Genomic DNA, 19,631 nt, shown 5'->3' on the forward strand with positions numbered 1-19,631 from the left:
TGTATAAAAAATGGCACGTATTAGTTTAGAATCATTATCGGGGTTGGATGGTTTTATTGCAGCTGCATTGGTTGATAGTGAAAGTGGGTTGGCTTTAGCTGTTCAAGGAAGCAATATTGATTTAGAGCTTGCAGCAGCGGGAAATACCGAAGTTTTACGTGCAAAACGCCGTGTTGCAAAAGCGTTAAAATTAAATGATGATATTGAAGATATTTTGGTAACACTAGGTAAGCAATATCATTTACTTCGTCCATTAGATACCAATGACGCTTTATTTTTATATTTAATTTTAGATCGTACTAAGTCGAACTTAGCGATGGCACGTTACGATTTAAAAGCATTTGAAAAAGAATTAGATTTTTCTTAATCGATTTAAGCCAAACATTCAATTTTTAGCATTGAAAAGCTGACATAGAGTCAGCTTTTTTACATATTTAAGTTTTTACGATATTGAATAAAACCTGCATTTTGTGCAACTTGGTCATACAACTTCCGTGCAGAAAGATTGTCTTCATGGGTGAGCCAATAGACACGCGAACACTCGGCTTCATTTGCAACTTGATATACTGCTTCAATCAGTTGCTGCCCAACTTTTTGTCCACGTGTATTTTCATGGACAAATAAATCCTGTAGATAACAATAGTTGCCTTGTGACCATGTGCTCCGATGAAAAATAAAATGTACCAAGCCTACTAATTGCTGACCATCTTGCATGACCTTGCAGAACATTGGTTCATTTGGGTCTAAAAATCGAGCAAATGTGGTTTTGGTCACGCCTTCATTGAGCGTGGTTTGGTAAAATTTTTGATAGCCTTGCCATAGTGAAAGCCATTGTTTGTAGTCATTTTCTTCTAAATTACGGATATACATTAATTCTTATCAATGATGAGTGAAGCTTTAAAGTACAACAACTGGTATTCGTGTGCATTATTTTTTAATAGTACATAGCGTATTTTCGAAATGTTGAATAAGTGAGTTAATGTGCTCGGGATGTTCTAAGCGGTGATAACCACCTGCATAAGTATGCACAATCATAAAGCGTTCTAAAATAGCTTGCGTTTTGTGCATATCTAAAACCTCATCTGCCAATTCTAAATAAGCAAATTGCGGAATATCGTGTTCTAAGTCGCTGTCTTGAATAGCAGGATAATCGAGGCGAAATTTAGGTGCTAGGCTTGGATTGGCAACAATTGCAGCCAATTCATAGGTCAAAGACATTTTGAGTGCCCAGTATCCGCCTACGCCATGCCCAATAAGTAAATTTGGCTTAATGGTTTCGATCATATTCTGATAGAACGCATATACGGTGTCATAGTTTAAATTGCGATAATCGACATCAATACAATATTTTTGACGCGATTGAATGGCATGAAATTTTGTGGACTCTTTAGAGGAATCTAAACCATGAAAAAATAAAATTTTGGTATCTTTTGTCTTCATTGTTGTAATTTACATCGCCTCACTGAAAAAGCCGATAAAATTGAGATGTTATCGAGATTAAGTATTAAGTTGAGTCATTATTCTACGGATGTTTTTCAAGACTGAATGTTAGCGAATGGTCTAAGATGCCAAAATCTGTAAATAAAAAAGTAAATCTTGGGTTTTTACTGCTGAAAGTTGCACAAGATGTTCGAAAAACAATGGAATTCTGCTATGCTATACGGCTCTTTTTACTACTTTTTTCGAGGCAGAGATGACGCAACACAACGCTCAATCGACTTCTGAACCCACTATTTCCGAAAACGATTTAATTGCACAGCGTCATGCCAAGTTAAAGCAAATTAAACAACAGGCAGAAGCAACCGGCAAAAGTCCTTGGCCAAATAGCTTTAAACGTGAGCATTATGCTCAAGATTTACAAGACCAATTTGCCGACCAAAGCAAAGAGCAAATTGAAGCAGGCGAGCAGGTTCATGTTCGTGTTGCAGGTCGTGTGATGTTAAATCGTGGTTCGTTCATGGTCATCCAAGACATGACGGGGCGTATTCAGCTCTATGTCGCACGTAAAGAATTAAGCCCTGAGGTTTTAGAATCGATTAAATCTTTAGACTTGGGCGATATTATTGCCGTTGAAGGTTATATCGGTCGTTCAGGTAAGGGCGATTTATATGTTCATATCGAACAATTTGAATTGTTGACCAAATCATTGCGTCCATTACCTGATAAATTTCATGGTTTAACTGACACTGAAGCAAAATATCGTAAGCGTTATTTAGATTTAATTGTGAATGAAGATACCCGTAAAACTTTTGAAATTCGTGCCAAAGTGGTTGCAGGAATGCGTAATTACTTAGCCAATGAACGTTTTATGGAAGTTGAAACCCCAATGATGCATGTTATTCCGGGTGGTGCATCAGCGCGTCCGTTTGAAACGCATCATAACGCTTTAGATATGCCATTATTCTTGCGTATTGCACCTGAATTGTATTTGAAGCGTTTGGTGGTGGGTGGTTTTGAACGTGTGTTTGAAATTAACCGTAACTTCCGTAACGAAGGTGTTTCAACGCGTCATAACCCTGAATTCACCATGATCGAATTCTATCAAGCCTATGCAGACTATAAGGACTTGATGGAATTAACTGAAAAGATGCTTGAAAAATTAGCGCTTGATATTTTGGGTTCAACCGATGTGCCTTATGCTGAAGAAGTGTATAGCTTCAAAGGTCCATTTAAAAAGATTTCAATGTTTGATGCGATTTTAGAACACAATCCGAGTTTTAGCGCAGAAAATGTAAGTGATCGTGAATTCTTGGCTCAATTTATTCAAACTGAGTTAAAAGAAAAAGTGAAACCAAGTTTTGGTTTGGGTAAATTGCAAACCATCGTATTTGAAGAAACGGTTGAAACCAAGTTACGTCAGCCAACCTTCATTACAGAATATCCTGCGGAAACGTCTCCTTTGGCGCGCCGTAACGATCATAATCCACATATTACGGATCGTTTTGAGTTCTTTATTGGTGGACGTGAACTTGCCAATGGTTTCTCGGAGTTAAATGACCCGATTGATCAAGCAGAGCGTTTCCAAGCACAGGTTGAAGAAAAAGATGCAGGCGACGATGAAGCAATGCATTACGATGCCGACTTTGTTGAAGCATTAGAATATGGCTTACCACCAACAGCAGGTCAAGGGATTGGTATTGACCGTTTGGTGATGTTATTTGCCAATGCGCCAAGTATTCGTGATGTGATTTTATTCCCACATATGCGCCGTAAAGACGTTTAATCGTTTCGTAATGAAAAGACCTCAGCCAACATAGGTTGAGGTCTTTTTTTTGTTTATATTGATCTGTTTTTTCTTTTAATTTTATAAGTTAAATCGGTTTTACAGTTTTCTTGTGCCTTCTCATAATGATCAAAGTAAATTCAAGATGAGAAGCTCATGGCTAAAATACAGATTTTAAAAAGTACAGTGGTGCAGATGCAATTTGTAATTCCACTCAATGACCAACGCATGCAAGATAATCAAATACAGGAAATATCGGCATGGCTTGATGCTTTGCAGCAACTTCAGCAGCATTGGCATTAAATGCATAATACTATGCTAAAAAATCATACGACTAAAGTATTATATTACCTTCAAAACACGCTAAAATAACTGACATCAAATTACGATAATCTATAGAGGTAACAAAAAATGATCTTCATTCTTCAGAAGTTGAGAGATCTTTTAGAAAATACATCATATAACTAAGATGTCTGCTTTCTAAATCCTAAGATACGCCAGCCGGTGTAGGGTATGAGCAAGGATGCTTTTTTATTCTCAGATTATAAGATAAGTACCATTTAATAATTTTTTTGCCAAACATAATGCTTGAATAATATGATTTTCATATAAAAAAGCACCTTCAATTGAAGATGCCAAAAAGAAATATGCTAGAACAGAGACCTTTATTGTATATTATCTTCTTCCTGTTTAGTTTCTGTATTTTCTAAAGTACGCGTAACGAGTAATTGGTCAATTTTAAAATGATCAACATCAACCACTTCAAATTTGTAGTTTTCGAATTCGACAAAATCGGCAGGGCGTGGAATTTTACGTAAACGGAACATCATAAAGCCAGCAAGCGTTTCGTAATGCTCTTCATCTGGAATTTGATCGATTTCGAGTGCGTGTTTAACATCTTCAATTGGGGTGCTACCATCAATTAACCATGAATTATTGTCACGTTTAATGATTTGTAAGTCATCTTCGGTTGGTGTGACCCAATCGCCCATCACGGTAATCATAATGTCGCTGAGGGTAATAACCCCCACCACAAATGCATATTCGTTAATGACAACAGCAAATTTTTCTTTGGTTGAGCGAAAGCGGTCAAGTACTTCAGATAAGTTTAATGTATCGGGAATGGTCAGTACATTACGAATCGTCGACTCATTGAGTTGATTAATCGACTGATTGTTTAAAATGCGAACTAAAATATCTTTGGCGTCGACATAACCAATCACTTGATCAATATTTTCATTACACACCAAAAATTTAGAAAAAGGGTATTCGGCTAATTTTTGACGAATGCTATATTCAGATTCATTTAGGGTAAAGAAAATCACATTTTCACGAGTGGTCATACTTGATGGTACGTTACGTTCTTCAAGTTCAAATACATTTTCAATAAAATGATGTTCTTGCTTGAGTAAAACGCCCGCTTGTGCACCTGCATCCATGACTGCCGAGATATCATCAAAGGTAATATTGTCATCACGAATGGTATTTACTTTAAATAAACGGAATAATAAATTGGCGATTGCGTTAATGACCCAAGCAAGAGGCTTACAAATCTTGATATAAATTTTAATTGGATGGATAACGGCAACGGCAATTTTTTCAGGTGCAATCATTGCCAAACGCTTTGGCATTAAATCTGCAAATAAAATAAATAATGACGTGACTAAAGTAAAAGATAAGCCAAATCCGATTGATTCTGTCCAAGGGCTTGGGTAAAAACGTTCTAATAAGCTAACAAAAAATGGGCGAAAAGCAGGTTCCCCAATAATACCACCTAAAATAGCAACGGCATTGAGTCCAATTTGTGAGGCAGCAAAAAAATCAGCCGAGTTTTCTTGAATGTCTAAAACTTCTTGAGCGCGTGTTTCACCAGATTCTGCTAAGATTTTGAGTTTAACTTTACGTGCGCCTGCAAGGGCAATTTCAGTGAGAGCGAGAAAGCCAGCGCCTACGATAAGAATAAGGATAATAAGGATGTTTTGGAACAGACTCACAATGCACCTGTTATTTATAGACTCTTCATTATTGAATAATTTTTAACACAAAAAATCATCAGGTGATACAACTAATATCACCTGAGCTAGACGAATCGTTAGCGAATGTTAAAAGCGTCATTTAATAATGAGAGAGTTGCGAATGATTGGTTAAAAATTCTCGATTTTCTTCTTCAATCATCTGCCGTGCCACATAGAGAATTAGTTGGCGTAACCAACGGTGTGCAGGATGATGATGTAAAAGAGGGCACCACGCCATTTTTAATTCAATTTCAGGAATATAAAATGGCGGGTCTTTAATAATAAGTTCTTGGTTAACCGCTTGTAAGCGTGCAATTCGGCTTGGTAATGTTGCAATTAAGTCCACATTACGTGCGAGCAATGCGGGCATTTGATAATGACGGGTAAAAACTGAAATTTTACGTTTTTGTCCAATCCGTTCTAAAGCCTGATCAATCCAACCTAAACCAGCTTGTTTGTCTGGGTTCACACCAAAACCAATACCCATACCTGTTTTAGAGACCCAAATATGATGGGCTTCTAAATAACTTTTAAGATTTAAATTATTGACGTGTGGGTGTTTTGGATTGAGTAAGCAGGAAAAACTGTCACGCCAAACCAAAACTTGATGGAAACTTTGCGGAATTTCATTAAAGCGATTAATGGCTAAATCGACTTTACCTTGTTCCATGTCACGGTATGAGACATCACTTGGTGTTAAAAAGTCTAAGACCACATTTGGGGCTTCAGCGCGTAATGCCTTAACTAAACGAGGCACTAAAGTTGCTTCGGCATAATCGGAGGTCATAATCCGAAACACGCGATTACTCGTATATGGACGAAACTCTGTGCGTGGTTCTAAAATCATGGAAAGATCAGACAGCACATCTCGAACGCGTGGTTGCAGTTCTAATGCGCGTTCGGTCGGTGTCATACCTTCGGATGAACGAATCAGAAGAGGATCATTAAAAAGAGTACGCAAGCGGCGAAGAATATTACTCATCGCAGGTTGTGTTACCCCAAGTTGCTCTGCTGCGCGGGTAACATTTTTTTCCCTTAATAAAACATCAAGGTAAATCAGTAGATTTAGGTCAACCCGCTCCAGATTCATATAAAAAATACCGAAAATAACACCAAGAAATTAATTGAAATTATGCCATAAGCAAAGCCTTTTGTGTTGAAAATGGTATAAAAAAGATCAAATTCTAATCGGTATGGTAATGCTTCAGTCCATTGAAGCATGGGAAGTCGCGATAATTTTAAGTTTAAATCGCGAATTGCTCTAAAGCTGATTTTAAATACGGGTCTAAATCATCTTGACGCAGTAACCATTTAACGTAGTCGGCAGGTAAATCTGCAATTGCTGTGCCTTTATGCTTACCAAAAGTCATGCTTTGGGGAATACGAGCATCTTCGGACGCCAAGTATAATGCTTCAACCGATTGAATGTTTAATGCAGCAATAATATGCATTAAAATATTAGCGGTTAAAATAATATCTGCATCAGCACGGTGAGCGCCTTTTAACAGTTCACGTGCTTTACTGCTACCTTTACTAATTTGATAAATTAAAGCCGAAATATTATGTGCTTCGGCATTTGGCCAAACTTGACGTGCCAGTGCGAGGGTACAAATTGGTTTAATGTGACCTACATCTACGCCACAGCGGGCAATCGCTTGAATGTCATAATCGACATTGTGTCCAATAATATATTGAGTTTCGGTTGGTAGCTTAAATGTTGTGTAATCAGGTTGACCTATTAAGTCCGACTCTAAAATATGGTGCACCGCCATTGCTGCATAAGAGATCGGTTGATTGACTTGATAAAGTTGATCAAAAAGTTGTTGTTTATTTAAGCTGAGTTTGCCTGCTTGAATTTCAATAGGTGCATAAGCAATCTCAATTGGAAGTCCATTTAAGGTATGAGTTTCAGTATCTAAAATAAGCGTTTGCATGGCAAAAAGAAATATCATTAAAAAAACGCTTTTGAGTATAAACCAATTGTGTCTTGAACCGATATTTTACGAAAAAGACAATGCTGAAAAAGGAGTATGATTTAAAAAAAGAATTTGAATTTGTTGTTGAATTTAACAAGAATTGAATTTTTGGCGATAAAAATAGGTGATTTGAACGATAGTAATGCGTTTCACATTTGAGGTAATTCGATTCAATCATTTTTATTTTGATCTAATCTCAACTTCATCTCTCATCCGATAAATTTTCTGTTAGAATGATGTTCGATTTTAGCACGGCTTAAAAGCCCTACATAATAGGACCCTCGCTAATGTTTGCCAACATCTCTATCTCTGAATTCGACCCAGATTTAGCACAAGTCATTGCCTCAGAAGATGCGCGCCAAGAAGCGCACATTGAACTGATTGCTTCTGAAAACTATTGCTCACCAGCAGTTATGGAAGCGCAAGGAAGCAAATTAACCAATAAATATGCTGAAGGTTATCCTGGTAAACGCTACTACGGCGGTTGTGAATATGTAGACGTCATTGAACAATTGGCGATTGACCGTGCTAAAGAATTGTTTGGTGCAGATTATGCCAACGTACAACCTCATGCAGGTTCACAAGCCAATGCTGCGGTTTACCTTGCATTATTAAACCCAGGCGACACTGTTTTAGGCATGAGCTTGGCGCATGGCGGTCACTTAACCCATGGTTCACACGTTAACTTCTCTGGTAAAACATATAACGCGATTCAGTATGGTTTAAATACTGAAACTGGCGAAATTGATTATGAAGAAGTAGAGCGTTTAGCGGTTGAGCACAAACCACGTATGATTCTTGCAGGTTTCTCTGCATATAGCCGTGTTGTAGATTGGCAGCGTTTCCGTGACATTGCAGACAAAGTCGGTGCTTACCTTTTTGTTGATATGGCGCACGTTGCAGGTTTAGTTGCTGCGGGTGTTTATCCAAGCCCAGTGCAAATTGCTGACGTAACCACCACTACCACACATAAAACCCTTCGTGGCCCACGTTCAGGTTTAATCCTTGCGAAAGCCAACGAAGAGATTGAGAAAAAACTTCAATCTGCGGTTTTCCCTGGTAATCAAGGTGGCCCATTGATGCATGCGATTGCTGCAAAGGCAATCTGCTTTAAAGAAGCAATGGGTGCTGATTTTAAAACATATCAGCAACAAGTTGTTAAAAATGCGCAAGCAATGGCTGAAGTATTAATTGCACGCGGTTATGATATTGTGTCTGGTGGTACAGATAACCACTTGTTCTTATTATCTTTAATCAAGCAAGATATTACTGGTAAAGAAGCTGATGCATGGTTAGGCGCAGCCCACATTACTGTTAATAAGAACTCAGTACCAAATGACCCACGTTCTCCATTTGTAACCTCAGGTATCCGTATTGGTACACCTGCAGTAACAACACGTGGTTTTGCTGAAGCTGAAGTTTCTGCCCTTGCAGGTTGGATTGCAGATATTCTAGACAGCAAAGGCGATGAAGCTGTAATTGCTGCTGTTAAAGATAAAGTTGCCGCAGTTTGTGCAAAATTCCCAGTCTACGCTGCGTAATTTTGTCACTTTTAAAAAGCCTCCTGAATAAGGGGGCTTTTTTATGATGCTAAAAAATCCGATAAGAAAAAATAAGGATAAAACATGTATTTACGTTCAGTAGATGTACTACGTGGTATTTCAATTTTTTTAGTATTGTTACACCACTTTAATATTCCTTATAAATTACACGACACATGGCTTGGTTTTGAAGTTTTCGGTGAAAGTTTTAGTACATTGGTGGCAAGGAATGGAAACTATGGCGTGACCATGTTCTTTGTTATTTCTGGATTTTTAATCACACAACATAGTTTAAAGCGACATGGGCAATTGGCAAAAATGAATATTCGGGCATTTTATATGCGGCGGATTGCACGAATTATGCCGTGTTTATTGTTATTGGTGGGCTGTGTGTCGCTACTTGGTGCATTCAATTTAGCGCCATTTGTCAATCATACGCCAAATGGCATAACAGTTTCTTATAGCATGACAATATTTGCGGCTTTAACCTTTTGGATGAATTTACTGATCATTCATTATGGTTGGGTCAATTATGCCTTAGGCGTGTTGTGGTCGCTTGCAGTTGAAGAAGTCTTTTATTTGGTATTTCCACTTTTGTGCGTGCTGACGCGTGGCAAAACTGCTTTTTGGATTTTGCTTTTGGGCGTGATTGCCTATGCACCGTATTTTCGTTCCCTCTATTTTTTAGATGAAAATGAAGTTTATTTATACCATTACTTCGCTAGCTTCGATGCCATTGCGATTGGCTGTGTGACAGGGTTGTTGTGGTGTAAATCATATGTAAATCGATTTAAACAGCAGTGGGTACAATATGTGATTGTGCTTTGCATGTTGGCTTTATATGTTTATGCGCCCATTAAGCAAGTCGCGTCTTGGTCAATGACGGTTTTTGCAGCCTTAACTGCACTATTAATATTATCTTTTCGTGATGATGCAACGATTAAAAAAAAGCTGAGACCAATACAAAAGGGTTGGATTTGGTTGGGGAAACGCAGCTATGAATTGTATTTATTTCATTTAATTGTTTTAGGGTTAATTAAAGTACAGTATTTACCAGCACAGACCACTGCAATCACTAAATTGATACTATTGCCTATTTTTCTGTTCGGATCGTGTGTATTAGCAGCAATGATTGAAAAATATTATGCTACGCCGTTGAATGTAAAGATACGAAACTGGTATTTGGGTGAAGATAAAAAATGATTCAAAAAACCGATTGATAATATGAAAATATACTGTTTCTACAATTTTAGTCCGTCCATTACTATGTACTCAAGTTAAAGATTTTTACTCGATTAAGAGAGAATGAACATGTTAGATCAAAATATTAAAACACAGTTAAAAGCCTACCTTGAACGTTTAGAAAGCCCAATTGAATTGGTTGCAGCTTTGGACGATTCAGATAAAGCAGAGCAGATTAAAGAATTGGTGACTGAAATTGCAGAATTGTCTGATTTAGTTACTGCGCGTTTTGACGGTGAAAATGCCCGTCGCCCAAGCTTTGGTGTTGCTAAAGCAGGACAGCAGCCACGTGTATTCTTTGCAGGTTTGCCAATGGGGCATGAATTCACTTCGCTTATTTTAGCGTTGTTGCAAGTTTCAGGTTATGCGCCAAAAGTATCTGATGACGTTTTAAACCAAATTAAAGGCTTAAACTTAAAAGCAGATTTAGATGTTTTTGTGTCTTTAACTTGCCATAACTGCCCTGATGTCGTGCAAGCACTGAATCTAATTGCGATTTATAATCCTGAAACCACAGCAACCATGATTGATGGTGGCTTTTTCCAAGAAGAAGTCGAAACTCGTAAAATTTTAGCTGTTCCAATGCTGTTCCAAAACAATGAACATATTGGACAAGGCCGTATGACTTTAGAGGAAATTTTAGCAAAATTGGATGTCAATGCAGCAGAAAAAGATGTTACTGCTATCAATGCTAAAGGCGAGTTTGATGTACTGATTGTGGGTGGTGGCCCTGCGGGTGCAACCTCTGCAATTTATGCAGCACGTAAAGGTATTGCAACTGGAATTGTGGCAGAGCGTTTTGGTGGGCAAGTCATGGACACCATGGACATTGAAAATTTCAGTTCCATTCAAAAAACCCAAGGGCCAAAATTTGCGGCTGACTTAGAAGCGCATGTGCGTGAGTATGATGTAGATTTAATGAATCTACAGCGCGTACGTCGCATTGTTGGTGCAGATCAAACCGTTAATGGTTTAGTGGAAGTCGAGCTTGAAAATGGCGCAAAGCTTCAGTCTAAAACAGTTATTCTTTCTACAGGTGCACGTTGGAGAGAAATGAACGTTACGGGTGAAAAAGAGTACCGTACTCGTGGTGTAGCGTATTGCCCACACTGTGACGGCCCACTCTTTAAAGGTAAACGTGTTGCGGTTGTGGGTGGTGGTAACTCGGGTGTAGAGGCTGCAATTGATTTGGCAGGTATTGTTGAGCATGTAACCTTATTTGAGTTTGGTGATACCTTACGTGCCGACCAAGTATTGCAAGATAAATTACACAGCTTGCTTAATACGACTGTGATTAAAAATGCACAAACCACTGAAGTTGTTGGCAATGGCGAGCAAGTGACAGGATTAAAATATCTTGATCGTAATACCAATCAAGAACACCATGTTGAATTGGCCGGTATTTTTGTACAAATCGGTTTATTGCCAAATACTGATTTCTTAAAAGATAGTCCAGTTGAATTATCAAAGCATGGTGAAATTGTCATTAATGAGCGTAATGAAACCAATGTAAAAGGTGTATTTGCCGCAGGTGACTGTACGACTGTGCCATATAAGCAAATTATTATTGCAACAGGTGAAGGTGCAAAAGCTGCATTGTCTGCCTTTGACTATATTATTCGCTCAGGTCACTAAACTCATGACATCAAAAGAACCCGTGTAGATCACGGGTTTTTTGATTGTGTACTAAAGTGAGTTAATGCAGATGAAGTTGGGTAAATTTATGGCAAAGTTGGCTTTGATCTTCAATATGTGCGGGGTCAATCTCAATACAATGAATTGGACATACTGCAATACAAGTTGGTGAAGCATAAAAGCCAACACATTCAGTACAGCGCTCAGGCTCTATTTCATACACTTTAATGCCTTCTGTAATGGCATCATTGGGGCATTCAGGTAAGCACATATCACAATTAATACATTCAGAGGTAATTTTTAACGCCATCATTCACCCCACATAAGCCAAAGATTTGGCACTAATTTCTTGTTTTGCATTTGGAAAATGTCGAATCAGTAGTCCAAAAGCAATATCGATTTCACGATTCAGGGCAATATAAACCGTGTGTCCTGCACCTTTGGCACTGTCTATGGGTTGATGATTTAAATCTCGTAAGTCAGTCAGTTTAAAAATCAGGTTGCCTTTAGGGGTCATGAGCTCTAGAGTGTCGCCGACAATAAAGCGATTTTTCACTTCGATTTTGAGATAGCCATCACAACGCTCCAGTACTTCACCACAAAATTGTTGATAATCAAAGTGTGATGAACCATCATCATAATTATGATCGTCACTTGGAATATGGCGGCGTAAAAAACCTTCGGTATAACCTCGGTTGGCTAAGCCTTCAAGTTGCAACATTAAACTTGGGTCAAATGGGCGACCTGCTTGTGCATCATCTAAAGCTTTACGATAAATTTGAGCAGTACGGGCGCAATAAAAATACGACTTGGTTCGACCTTCAATTTTTAAGGAAGCAATACCCATCTGACTTAAACGTTCGACATGTTGTATGGCACGTAAATCTTTTGAGTTCATAAAATAACTACCATGTTCATCTTCTTCTGCCGCAAACATCTCTCCTTGATCTTGTTGTATTAAAACAGGTTCAGCAAAATTTGATGAAGAGTGCTGATTTTTACAACAGTTTTTTTCTATTTGGTTGTGTGTTGCTAAAACAACATCGCCAGTTGCATCTTCAGTTGCAGCATGAATTTTGTATTCCCAGCGGCATGCATTAGTACAAGCCCCTTGGTTGGCATCGCGTCTATTCATATAACCCGACAGCATACAGCGCCCAGAATAGGCCATACAGAGTGCGCCGTGTACAAAGACTTCAAGTTCTATATCGGGAACATGCTGCTTAATTTCAGCAATTTCTTCAATAGAAAGCTCACGCGATAAAATAATACGACTTAAACCATACGCTTTCCAAAATTTGACCGTAGCCCAATTAATGGCATTGGCTTGAACGGAAAGGTGAATAGGCACGTGTGGAAAGTGTTCACGTGTTAGCATAATCAAACCTGCATCCGACATAATTAATGCATCGGGTTGCATGGCAATAATCGGCGCTAAATCATCTAAAAATTTTTTCAGTTTGCTGTTGTGTGGTTGGATATTGATCACCACATAAAACTTTTTGCCTAAGGCATGTGCTTCTTCAATGCCGATTTTTAAGTTGTCATGATCAAATTCATTATTACGTACCCGTAAACTATAACGCGGTTGTCCTGCATAAACTGCATCTGCGCCATAGGCAAAAGCATAACGCATATTTTTAAGTGAACCTGCAGGGGAAAGAAGTTCTGTTTTCATCGGGGAAATAAAGTCTTATAAAAAGTATGGAAATAGTGTAGAAGTTCTTTTGTTTACACTCAACCTAGTAAATTACTCAGGATTTTCATGGGATTATGATAAAAGCGTTGCATATCACGACGTTGAGTGTCCTATTTTTATACTTGTTGTGTTGGGCCGGTTTTTCTAAAGTAATTGATATTGAATTTAAACCGAGAAAGTCCATGTCCAATACTTTAGTGCAACGTCAACCTGTTCATTTTATTTCACATGGAGGAGGTCCATGGCCGTGGATGCCTACTCAACTTGGGACAGTTTATGCCAAATTAGCACAGTCTTTAGTAGAAATTTTACCTTCGCTTCCACAGCGACCCAAAGCCATTTTGATGATTTCTGCACATTGGGAAGATACGGAATTTAGTGTGCAAAGTACTCCAAAGCCTGACATGATTTATGACTATGGTGGTTTCCCTGCACATACTTATCAGGTGAAATATCCTTCAAATGGTTCGCCAGAATTGGCTCGGCGAGTGGTTGAATTACTTGTGCAAGCCAATATTACGGTGCGTGAAAATGTTCAGCGTGGCTACGATCATGGCATGTTCTCACCGATGCAAGTGATTAATCCTGAGGCGGATATTCCTGTGGTGCAATTGTCGTTAAAGCAAGGATTAGATCCGCAAACACATATTGAGTTGGGGCGTGCACTTGCACCTTTACGTGATGAGAATGTGCTGATTATTGGTAGTGGACTCAGTTATCACAATTTAGGTTTGTTTAATGCTGCTGCTACACAGCCTTCACAAGCATTTGATCAATGGTTGTATCAAACAGTTGTTGAGCACCAAGGTGATGCACGTAATCGTTTGCTTTGTGCATGGTCACAAGCACCAGCAGCACGAATTGCACATCCACGTGAAGAACATTTATTACCCCTTATGGTAGCAGTTGGTGCAGCAGAGCAGGATATTGCCACAAGAAGTTATCATGAAACTCATTTTGTGGGCGGTATTTGGGTTTCTAACTTTAGGTTTGGGTAACGTATGCTTACAATCGTTTAGTCGAAGCGATAAATATCCATACCTAAACTACCCATTGAAAAACTATGGTGAACTAAACTAAAACGTCGACCTGTACCCATGGCGAAAAATAATGGTGCAAGATGTTCTAAGCTTGGATGATTCTCTTGAATAAATGGCAAATTTTTCCAATCTAAAACTGCTTCATCATCTTGATGCTGCAGTTTATGCACCACATATTGACGAAATTGACTGGCCCAAGCAGGTGTTGAGGAATGGGTATTTTTCCATGTTAGGGTTGATAAATTGTGGGTGATACTGCCTGAACCAATCACTAAAATTTGTTGTTGTCTGAGCACGGCCATGACTTGCCCAAGTCGATACAATGCGTGGGCACTGGCATAACGAGGCAGAGAAATTTCAATCACTGGAATATCGGCTTCTGGATACATGTGTAACAATGGCATCCAAACCGCATGATCCCTTGGACGTGTGCTATTGGCATGTGCTGGAATATCCGATTGTGCTAGAAGTGCCAATATTTGCTCAGCTAATTTTGGACTTCCCGCAGCAGGGTAGCGAATATTATATAGTGCCTCAGGAAATCCCCGAAAATCATGCCATGTTTCAGGACGAGTTGCGGTGCTGATCTCAAGCGTATCACTTTCCCAATGGGCCGACATGACAATAATCGCTTTGGGTTTGGGTAAATTAGAACTCAAACGTTGTAAGGCTGGCCCAATTTGTTCAGGGTCAAGTGCAAGCATGGGTGAACCATGCGAAATAAAAAGACCAGGCAGGGTTTGTAATTTCATAACATTGTAAATTTAAAAAGTTTTAAGCGAAATACGATCATTAAGCACGATGATACGGATGGTTATGGTTAATACTCATGGCGCGATACAGTTGTTCAATCAACATAACGCGTACCAATGGATGGGGAAGTGTGAGCTTAGACAATGACCAATGCCATTTTGCTGCTTGGCGTACCGCATCACTTAAGCCATCGGGGCCACCAATTGCAAGCGCAATATCTTGTCCTTCGAGCATCCAACTTTGCATGGTACTGGCCAGTTTTTCTGTGCTCAATTCTCGTCCACCCACTTCAAGGGCAATTAGGCTTTCATTCGGTTTTAAGGCACTAAGAATCGCTTCACCTTCCGTTTGGCAATATTTTAATATGTCTGCATCTGAATCATTTTTTCCGCGTTTTGCCATTGGTAATTCAACAAATTGGGTTTGTACAAAAGGTTGAATCCGCTTGAGATAATCCTCTACACCGGTCAGTACCCAAGCTGGCATCTTTTGCCCAATAGTCAAAATACGAATTTTCATAGATCAGCGCTAAAAACAATAAAGCATGTGATTATAACCGAAAAACTGTCTTAAGTTCGGTGCAAGCGGAGATGTGTATTGAATGATACTCAGTCTAATATTAATGACAGATTAAAAATAATAATAAGATGCAGTTTTCTACTATGCATTGAAAAATCATAACAGGTTTAAAAACCAAGCTGCATGGTTTGTACTAGATCTGTTTATACAATGCCAATATGTAGATGGATCGCAAATAAATAGTCATCTGAATTTGGATCTAGATGCAGTCATAGTGCTTTAAATAAAGGAGATGTACTGTAATGAAACGCTTTTGGATGACACTATTTTTCATAGGAACAACATTCAACTCAAGCCTTGCCATGGCGGATCACTGGGTTTACTACGGTGACCCAGAACCAAGAGTGTATGTGCCGCCACCACCTCTACCGCCACAAAATTGGGTAGCACCGCCAATGTGGCAGCATCCAGATTATTATCATCCAGTGCGCGGTTGGTATGAAGGGCAGTCGTTACCCCCAGAATATTGCGACCACCGTTACGATGTCGATTGGCGCGAGCAAGGTTTGCCACCACCACCGCATGGCCATCATTGGAAGCGAGTACATGGCGATTATGTCTTGGTTGCGGCAGCATCAAGTTTAATTACTGCGATTTTATTAGGATCGCATTAAAAACTTCCAAACTGGCTGATGTGAATAATTCAGCTTACACAAAAAAGCCCCACTAAAAGTGAGGCTTTTTTATTAGATAAAACTTAATGTCGAGCAGCTTTGCCTTCGTCAAGTGCTTTTACAATCGGCGCTTTCACCAACGGTTTTGGCATTTCAATTAAGGCCAAGGGTAAAATGTCATCAATACTTTTCACAGCTTTAATTTCTAAACCTGCTTTGACATTCTCAGGAATTTCTTTTAAATCGCGGACATTTTCTTGAGGAATAAAGACCATTTGAATGCCACCACGATGTGCTGCAAGCAATTTCTCTTTTAATCCACCAATACGCAGTGCACGACCACCTAAAGTTGTTTCACCTGTCATGGCAATATCTGCACGAATAGCAATGCCTGTAAAAGCTGAAACTAACGCGAGCGTTAATGCAAGACCTGCCGATGGACCATCTTTTGGCGTTGCGCCTTCAGGTAAATGCACGTGAATATCAGTTTCTTCAAAGCGTGATGCTTCAATACCTAGTGCATCTGCACGGGTACGCACAACGGTCATGGCAGTGGTAATCGATTCTTTCATTACATCGCCAAGTGAGCCTGTGGTAATGAATTTACCTTTACCTTTAACTGCAGCCACTTCAATTGTGAGCAGTTCACCACCAACAGATGTCCACGCCAAGCCATTCACACGACCAACTTGTGGCTCGATTTCGGCAATACCAAAGTCAAATTTATGCACGCCCAAGTAATCTGGCAAGTTTTCTGTAGTCACATCAACATGCAAGTTTTTGGCTTTTTTGCTAACCGACTCTTTCACGACTTTACGTGCGATTTTCGATACTTCACGCTCTAAGCTACGTACACCTGCTTCACGGGTGTAACGACGCACAATGTCACGAATCGCTTCTTCATGCACGCTTAACTCTTTACTGCGCAAGCCATTGTCTTTAATTGCTTTAGGCACTAAGTAGCGTGATGCAATATTGACTTTTTCATCTTCGGTATAGCCCGGTAAACGAATCACTTCCATACGGTCAAGCAAGGCTTCAGGAATATTCATACTATTTGCAGTACAAATAAACATCACCTCAGACAAGTCTAAATCTAAGTCTAAATAGTGGTCGTTAAACTTACTATTTTGAGATGGATCTAGCACTTCTAATAATGCCGAAGCAGGGTCACCACGGTAGTCTTGTGCCATCTTGTCGATTTCATCAAGCAAGAACAGTGGGTTTTTCACCCCAACTTTGGTTAGTGATTGCACAATTTTACCCGGCATCGCACCAATATAAGTGCGACGGTGTCCGCGAATTTCGGCTTCATCACGTACGCCACCTAATGCCATGCGGACAAATTCACGACCTGTCGCTTTGGCAATAGATTCACCTAAAGACGTTTTACCAACCCCTGGCGGGCCAACCAAACACAAAATTGGGCCACGTAATTTTTTAACGCGTGATTGCACAGCAAGATATTCGACAATACGTTCTTTAACTTCATCTAGGCCGTAATGGTCGGTATCTAAAATTTCTTGGGCTTTAGCAAGATTAATGCTGACCTTACTGGCTTTGTTCCAAGGTGTATCCAAAATCACGTCAAGATAATTACGTACCACAGCAGCTTCACTTGAAGCAGGTTGCATCGCTTTTAACTTACGAAACTCAGTTTCAGCTTTTTTACGAACATGTGCAGGTAAATCAGCATCTGCCAAGCGCTTTTCAAGCTCAGCCATTTCATCTTCAGCGCCGCCGTTCATGTCGGAAAGTTCACGCTGAATGACTTTCATTTTTTCATTTAGAAAGTATTCGCGTTGGTTCTTTTCCATTTGGCGTTTTACGCTGTCATGCAACGTTTGTTCGATTTGTTGTTCTTCAGATTGATGTAACAAATAATCGACCAATGCTTTGAAATGCGCTTCAAACTCATTTTCTTCCAAGAAGTTTTGTTTCACTTCAATATTGAGCGGCACGCGGGTTGCCACAAAAAAGAGAAGCTGTAACAAATCTTCAATTTTATTGGCTGCTGAAACAAGTTCACGTGCATTACGTAATTTAGCTTCGGCATATTGTGCAAACAGGGTTTTTAATTCTTGTAGGCGTTGGGTTTGCGTGTCTGTATCTAAAGTGAGATGAATTGGGTCTGCGGTGTGTTCGGCAGTGAAATAAGCATCATGATCAATGATTTGCTCAAGCTTGGCACGATGTAAGCCTTCAATCAAAACTTTAATGCAGTTTTCATCATTTTCATGGTTTACAACTTGGACAATTTTCGCAACTGTACCGTATTGATATAAATTTTCTTGATCAATATCTTCAGTCAGCGAATCTTTTTGTGCAACCACAAAAACTAAATTGTCACTGCTACGCGCCACATCGACTGCTTGAATTGATTTTTCACGACCAACAAACAGCGCGATTTGCATGTGTGGATAGACCACTACATCACGTAGCGCCAATAATGGTAATACGTTTGGAACGATGAGTTCTTGAGAACTTTCGTTATTTAAAATTTGTTCAGTCATGGGCACTCCTTGAGTGACAACAGTGTTGCCATGAAATTTATAGTGATGGATATTTTTTAAATTACAAGGGAGATAGAGCGAAAAAAACTAAAAAAGTCGGGATTCGATTAAAACAAAGCCAATTAATTTTTAAAAAGATACGATTGTTTTGGGGTGCAGAGTGCATGTAGTGGTTGATCCCATGTTTGCCGAATCAATGGTTGATTTAAATACTGAAACGCATGTGCAATGCCTAAACGATAAGGGTGTTTAGGGGCGTATTGTAATGCTCGGTCATAAAAACCACCGCCCATGCCTAAGCGCGTGCCATGCTCATCACAAGCAAGCAATGGCAAAATGAGTAAATCGAGTTGTTGAACACGGCAACCGCGTTGCTTAGGTTCTAACATGCCTAGTTGATGTAGCGAAAATCGGCGAGTTTTCCATTGCTGCTGAGACACTTTAACCCAAGACAAGCCAAACATCATGGTGCTAATTTGGGGTAAATAGACGGTTTTGCCTAAATCAAAACACCGCTGAATAATTTGATGCGTCTGTATTTCACCAAAAGCATCTAAATAAAGACCGATTTTTTGGCTATGCTTAAATTGAGGGTGTTGAATGAGATGATGTAAGAGTGCAGCTTCGGCTTGTTTTTGTTGAAATTTATTGAGTTGTCGCCGTTGTGTACGTAATTGTTGGCGTAATTTTTTTAGCTCGATAACAGAAAGGGACATAGGCTGTCTGTACGTAGATAGACGATGTTTGAGTGTAATAAGAATTGTGCAGAAATACAATTTTGCTTATTTTAGGCATAAAAAA

General features: G+C 39.3%; 19 protein-coding genes. 8 read left to right on the forward strand and 11 right to left on the reverse strand.

Annotated features, from left to right (window positions below):
• The first annotated feature begins 10 nt into the window (after window positions 1-10).
• Window positions 11-367: a roadblock/LC7 domain-containing protein gene (locus FXN70_RS08110; RefSeq protein WP_324646946.1), complete on the forward strand. Its 357-nt coding sequence runs from the start codon at window positions 11-13 to the stop codon at window positions 365-367.
• A gap of 59 nt (window positions 368-426) precedes the next feature.
• Here FXN70_RS08110 and FXN70_RS08115 read toward each other — a convergent pair whose 3' ends face one another.
• On the reverse strand, window positions 427-870 hold the full coding sequence (locus tag FXN70_RS08115) for a GNAT family N-acetyltransferase (RefSeq protein WP_324646947.1): 444 nt from the start codon (window positions 868-870) through the stop codon (window positions 427-429).
• A 57-nt stretch (window positions 871-927) separates the two neighbouring features.
• The gene (locus tag FXN70_RS08120) at window positions 928-1,440 is read right to left on the reverse strand and encodes a YqiA/YcfP family alpha/beta fold hydrolase (protein WP_324646948.1); all 513 of its coding nucleotides are present in this window, start codon (window positions 1,438-1,440) and stop codon (window positions 928-930) included.
• A 253-nt stretch (window positions 1,441-1,693) separates the two neighbouring features.
• Between FXN70_RS08120 and lysS the strand changes: the two genes are divergently transcribed.
• On the forward strand, window positions 1,694-3,223 hold the full coding sequence (lysS, locus tag FXN70_RS08125; RefSeq protein ID WP_324646949.1) for a lysine--tRNA ligase: 1,530 nt from the start codon (window positions 1,694-1,696) through the stop codon (window positions 3,221-3,223).
• Window positions 3,224-3,379: 156 nt separating this feature from the next.
• Complete coding sequence (locus FXN70_RS08130) at window positions 3,380-3,526, forward strand: hypothetical protein (protein ID WP_324646950.1); 147 nt, start codon at window positions 3,380-3,382, stop codon at window positions 3,524-3,526.
• A 362-nt stretch (window positions 3,527-3,888) separates the two neighbouring features.
• On the opposite strand, the gene FXN70_RS08135 is transcribed toward FXN70_RS08130, so the two are convergent.
• The 3 genes from FXN70_RS08135 to FXN70_RS08145 form a co-directional block, all read right to left on the reverse strand.
• Complete coding sequence (locus FXN70_RS08135; RefSeq protein ID WP_324646951.1) at window positions 3,889-5,217, reverse strand: hemolysin family protein; 1,329 nt, start codon at window positions 5,215-5,217, stop codon at window positions 3,889-3,891.
• Window positions 5,218-5,338: 121 nt separating this feature from the next.
• Complete coding sequence (locus FXN70_RS08140) at window positions 5,339-6,328, reverse strand: LysR family transcriptional regulator (protein WP_324646952.1); 990 nt, start codon at window positions 6,326-6,328, stop codon at window positions 5,339-5,341.
• A 154-nt stretch (window positions 6,329-6,482) separates the two neighbouring features.
• Window positions 6,483-7,172 carry a putative quorum-sensing-regulated virulence factor gene (locus FXN70_RS08145; protein ID WP_324646982.1) on the reverse strand — a complete coding sequence of 230 codons (690 nt, stop codon included), beginning with the start codon at window positions 7,170-7,172 and terminating at the stop codon, window positions 6,483-6,485.
• 329 nt (window positions 7,173-7,501) lie between these two features.
• On the opposite strand from FXN70_RS08145, the gene glyA reads away from it, so the two are divergent.
• The 3 genes from glyA (at window position 7,502) to ahpF (ending at window position 11,632) form a co-directional block, all read left to right on the forward strand.
• Window positions 7,502-8,755, forward strand: a complete 1,254-nt coding sequence (gene glyA / locus FXN70_RS08150; protein WP_324646953.1) for a serine hydroxymethyltransferase — start codon at window positions 7,502-7,504, stop codon at window positions 8,753-8,755.
• An 84-nt stretch (window positions 8,756-8,839) separates the two neighbouring features.
• Window positions 8,840-9,958, forward strand: a complete 1,119-nt coding sequence (locus FXN70_RS08155; protein ID WP_324646954.1) for an acyltransferase — start codon at window positions 8,840-8,842, stop codon at window positions 9,956-9,958.
• Between the two features lie 108 nt (window positions 9,959-10,066).
• The gene (gene ahpF / locus FXN70_RS08160; protein ID WP_324646955.1) at window positions 10,067-11,632 is read left to right on the forward strand and encodes an alkyl hydroperoxide reductase subunit F; all 1,566 of its coding nucleotides are present in this window, start codon (window positions 10,067-10,069) and stop codon (window positions 11,630-11,632) included.
• Window positions 11,633-11,693: 61 nt separating this feature from the next.
• On the opposite strand, the gene FXN70_RS08165 is transcribed toward ahpF, so the two are convergent.
• Both FXN70_RS08165 and yegQ read right to left on the reverse strand, forming a co-directional pair.
• Window positions 11,694-11,942 (reverse strand): YfhL family 4Fe-4S dicluster ferredoxin, encoded by a 249-nt coding sequence (locus FXN70_RS08165; protein WP_324646983.1) that lies wholly within the window; start codon window positions 11,940-11,942, stop codon window positions 11,694-11,696.
• A 3-nt stretch (window positions 11,943-11,945) separates the two neighbouring features.
• Complete coding sequence (gene yegQ, locus FXN70_RS08170; RefSeq protein ID WP_324646956.1) at window positions 11,946-13,310, reverse strand: tRNA 5-hydroxyuridine modification protein YegQ; 1,365 nt, start codon at window positions 13,308-13,310, stop codon at window positions 11,946-11,948.
• Between the two features lie 203 nt (window positions 13,311-13,513).
• On the opposite strand from yegQ, the gene FXN70_RS08175 reads away from it, so the two are divergent.
• Complete coding sequence (locus FXN70_RS08175; protein ID WP_324646957.1) at window positions 13,514-14,329, forward strand: class III extradiol ring-cleavage dioxygenase; 816 nt, start codon at window positions 13,514-13,516, stop codon at window positions 14,327-14,329.
• Window positions 14,330-14,346: 17 nt separating this feature from the next.
• Here FXN70_RS08175 and FXN70_RS08180 read toward each other — a convergent pair whose 3' ends face one another.
• Together FXN70_RS08180 and rlmH are read right to left on the reverse strand one after the other, a co-directional pair.
• The gene (locus FXN70_RS08180) at window positions 14,347-15,123 is read right to left on the reverse strand and encodes a class III extradiol ring-cleavage dioxygenase (RefSeq protein ID WP_324646958.1); all 777 of its coding nucleotides are present in this window, start codon (window positions 15,121-15,123) and stop codon (window positions 14,347-14,349) included.
• A gap of 40 nt (window positions 15,124-15,163) precedes the next feature.
• Window positions 15,164-15,643 carry a 23S rRNA (pseudouridine(1915)-N(3))-methyltransferase RlmH gene (gene rlmH / locus FXN70_RS08185; RefSeq protein ID WP_324646959.1) on the reverse strand — a complete coding sequence of 160 codons (480 nt, stop codon included), beginning with the start codon at window positions 15,641-15,643 and terminating at the stop codon, window positions 15,164-15,166.
• A 302-nt stretch (window positions 15,644-15,945) separates the two neighbouring features.
• Here rlmH and FXN70_RS08190 point away from each other — a divergent pair, with 302 nt between their 5' ends.
• The gene (locus tag FXN70_RS08190) at window positions 15,946-16,317 is read left to right on the forward strand and encodes an RcnB family protein (RefSeq protein WP_324646960.1); all 372 of its coding nucleotides are present in this window, start codon (window positions 15,946-15,948) and stop codon (window positions 16,315-16,317) included.
• Between the two features lie 83 nt (window positions 16,318-16,400).
• Here the strand turns inward: FXN70_RS08190 and lon are convergent, their stop codons facing one another.
• Both lon and FXN70_RS08200 read right to left on the reverse strand, forming a co-directional pair.
• Window positions 16,401-18,830, reverse strand: a complete 2,430-nt coding sequence (gene lon / locus FXN70_RS08195; RefSeq protein ID WP_324646961.1) for an endopeptidase La — start codon at window positions 18,828-18,830, stop codon at window positions 16,401-16,403.
• A 122-nt stretch (window positions 18,831-18,952) separates the two neighbouring features.
• Window positions 18,953-19,546: a 5-formyltetrahydrofolate cyclo-ligase gene (locus FXN70_RS08200; protein WP_324646962.1), complete on the reverse strand. Its 594-nt coding sequence runs from the start codon at window positions 19,544-19,546 to the stop codon at window positions 18,953-18,955.
• Window positions 19,547-19,631: the final 85 nt, after the last annotated feature.

This window comes from Acinetobacter sp. MD2, assembly GCF_035615575.1.
In the GTDB taxonomy this organism is placed as follows: Bacteria; Pseudomonadota; Gammaproteobacteria; order Pseudomonadales; family Moraxellaceae; genus Acinetobacter.

What these genes read in the sequence shown, in the direction of transcription:
- FXN70_RS08110 (WP_324646946.1), top strand. Translation starts at nt 11, where the DNA reads ATGGCACGTATTAGTTTAGAATCATTATCGGGGTTGGATGGTTTTATT.
- FXN70_RS08115 (WP_324646947.1), bottom strand. Translation starts at nt 870, where the DNA reads ATGTATATCCGTAATTTAGAAGAAAATGACTACAAACAATGGCTTTCA.
- FXN70_RS08120 (WP_324646948.1), bottom strand. Translation starts at nt 1,440, where the DNA reads ATGAAGACAAAAGATACCAAAATTTTATTTTTTCATGGTTTAGATTCC.
- lysS (WP_324646949.1), top strand. Translation starts at nt 1,694, where the DNA reads ATGACGCAACACAACGCTCAATCGACTTCTGAACCCACTATTTCCGAA.
- FXN70_RS08130 (WP_324646950.1), top strand. Translation starts at nt 3,380, where the DNA reads ATGGCTAAAATACAGATTTTAAAAAGTACAGTGGTGCAGATGCAATTT.
- FXN70_RS08140 (WP_324646952.1), bottom strand. Translation starts at nt 6,328, where the DNA reads ATGAATCTGGAGCGGGTTGACCTAAATCTACTGATTTACCTTGATGTT.
- FXN70_RS08145 (WP_324646982.1), bottom strand. Translation starts at nt 7,172, where the DNA reads ATGCAAACGCTTATTTTAGATACTGAAACTCATACCTTAAATGGACTT.
- glyA (WP_324646953.1), top strand. Translation starts at nt 7,502, where the DNA reads ATGTTTGCCAACATCTCTATCTCTGAATTCGACCCAGATTTAGCACAA.
- FXN70_RS08155 (WP_324646954.1), top strand. Translation starts at nt 8,840, where the DNA reads ATGTATTTACGTTCAGTAGATGTACTACGTGGTATTTCAATTTTTTTA.
- ahpF (WP_324646955.1), top strand. Translation starts at nt 10,067, where the DNA reads ATGTTAGATCAAAATATTAAAACACAGTTAAAAGCCTACCTTGAACGT.
- FXN70_RS08165 (WP_324646983.1), bottom strand. Translation starts at nt 11,942, where the DNA reads ATGGCGTTAAAAATTACCTCTGAATGTATTAATTGTGATATGTGCTTA.
- yegQ (WP_324646956.1), bottom strand. Translation starts at nt 13,310, where the DNA reads ATGAAAACAGAACTTCTTTCCCCTGCAGGTTCACTTAAAAATATGCGT.
- FXN70_RS08175 (WP_324646957.1), top strand. Translation starts at nt 13,514, where the DNA reads ATGTCCAATACTTTAGTGCAACGTCAACCTGTTCATTTTATTTCACAT.
- FXN70_RS08180 (WP_324646958.1), bottom strand. Translation starts at nt 15,123, where the DNA reads ATGAAATTACAAACCCTGCCTGGTCTTTTTATTTCGCATGGTTCACCC.
- rlmH (WP_324646959.1), bottom strand. Translation starts at nt 15,643, where the DNA reads ATGAAAATTCGTATTTTGACTATTGGGCAAAAGATGCCAGCTTGGGTA.
- FXN70_RS08190 (WP_324646960.1), top strand. Translation starts at nt 15,946, where the DNA reads ATGAAACGCTTTTGGATGACACTATTTTTCATAGGAACAACATTCAAC.
- lon (WP_324646961.1), bottom strand. Translation starts at nt 18,830, where the DNA reads ATGACTGAACAAATTTTAAATAACGAAAGTTCTCAAGAACTCATCGTT.
- FXN70_RS08200 (WP_324646962.1), bottom strand. Translation starts at nt 19,546, where the DNA reads ATGTCCCTTTCTGTTATCGAGCTAAAAAAATTACGCCAACAATTACGT.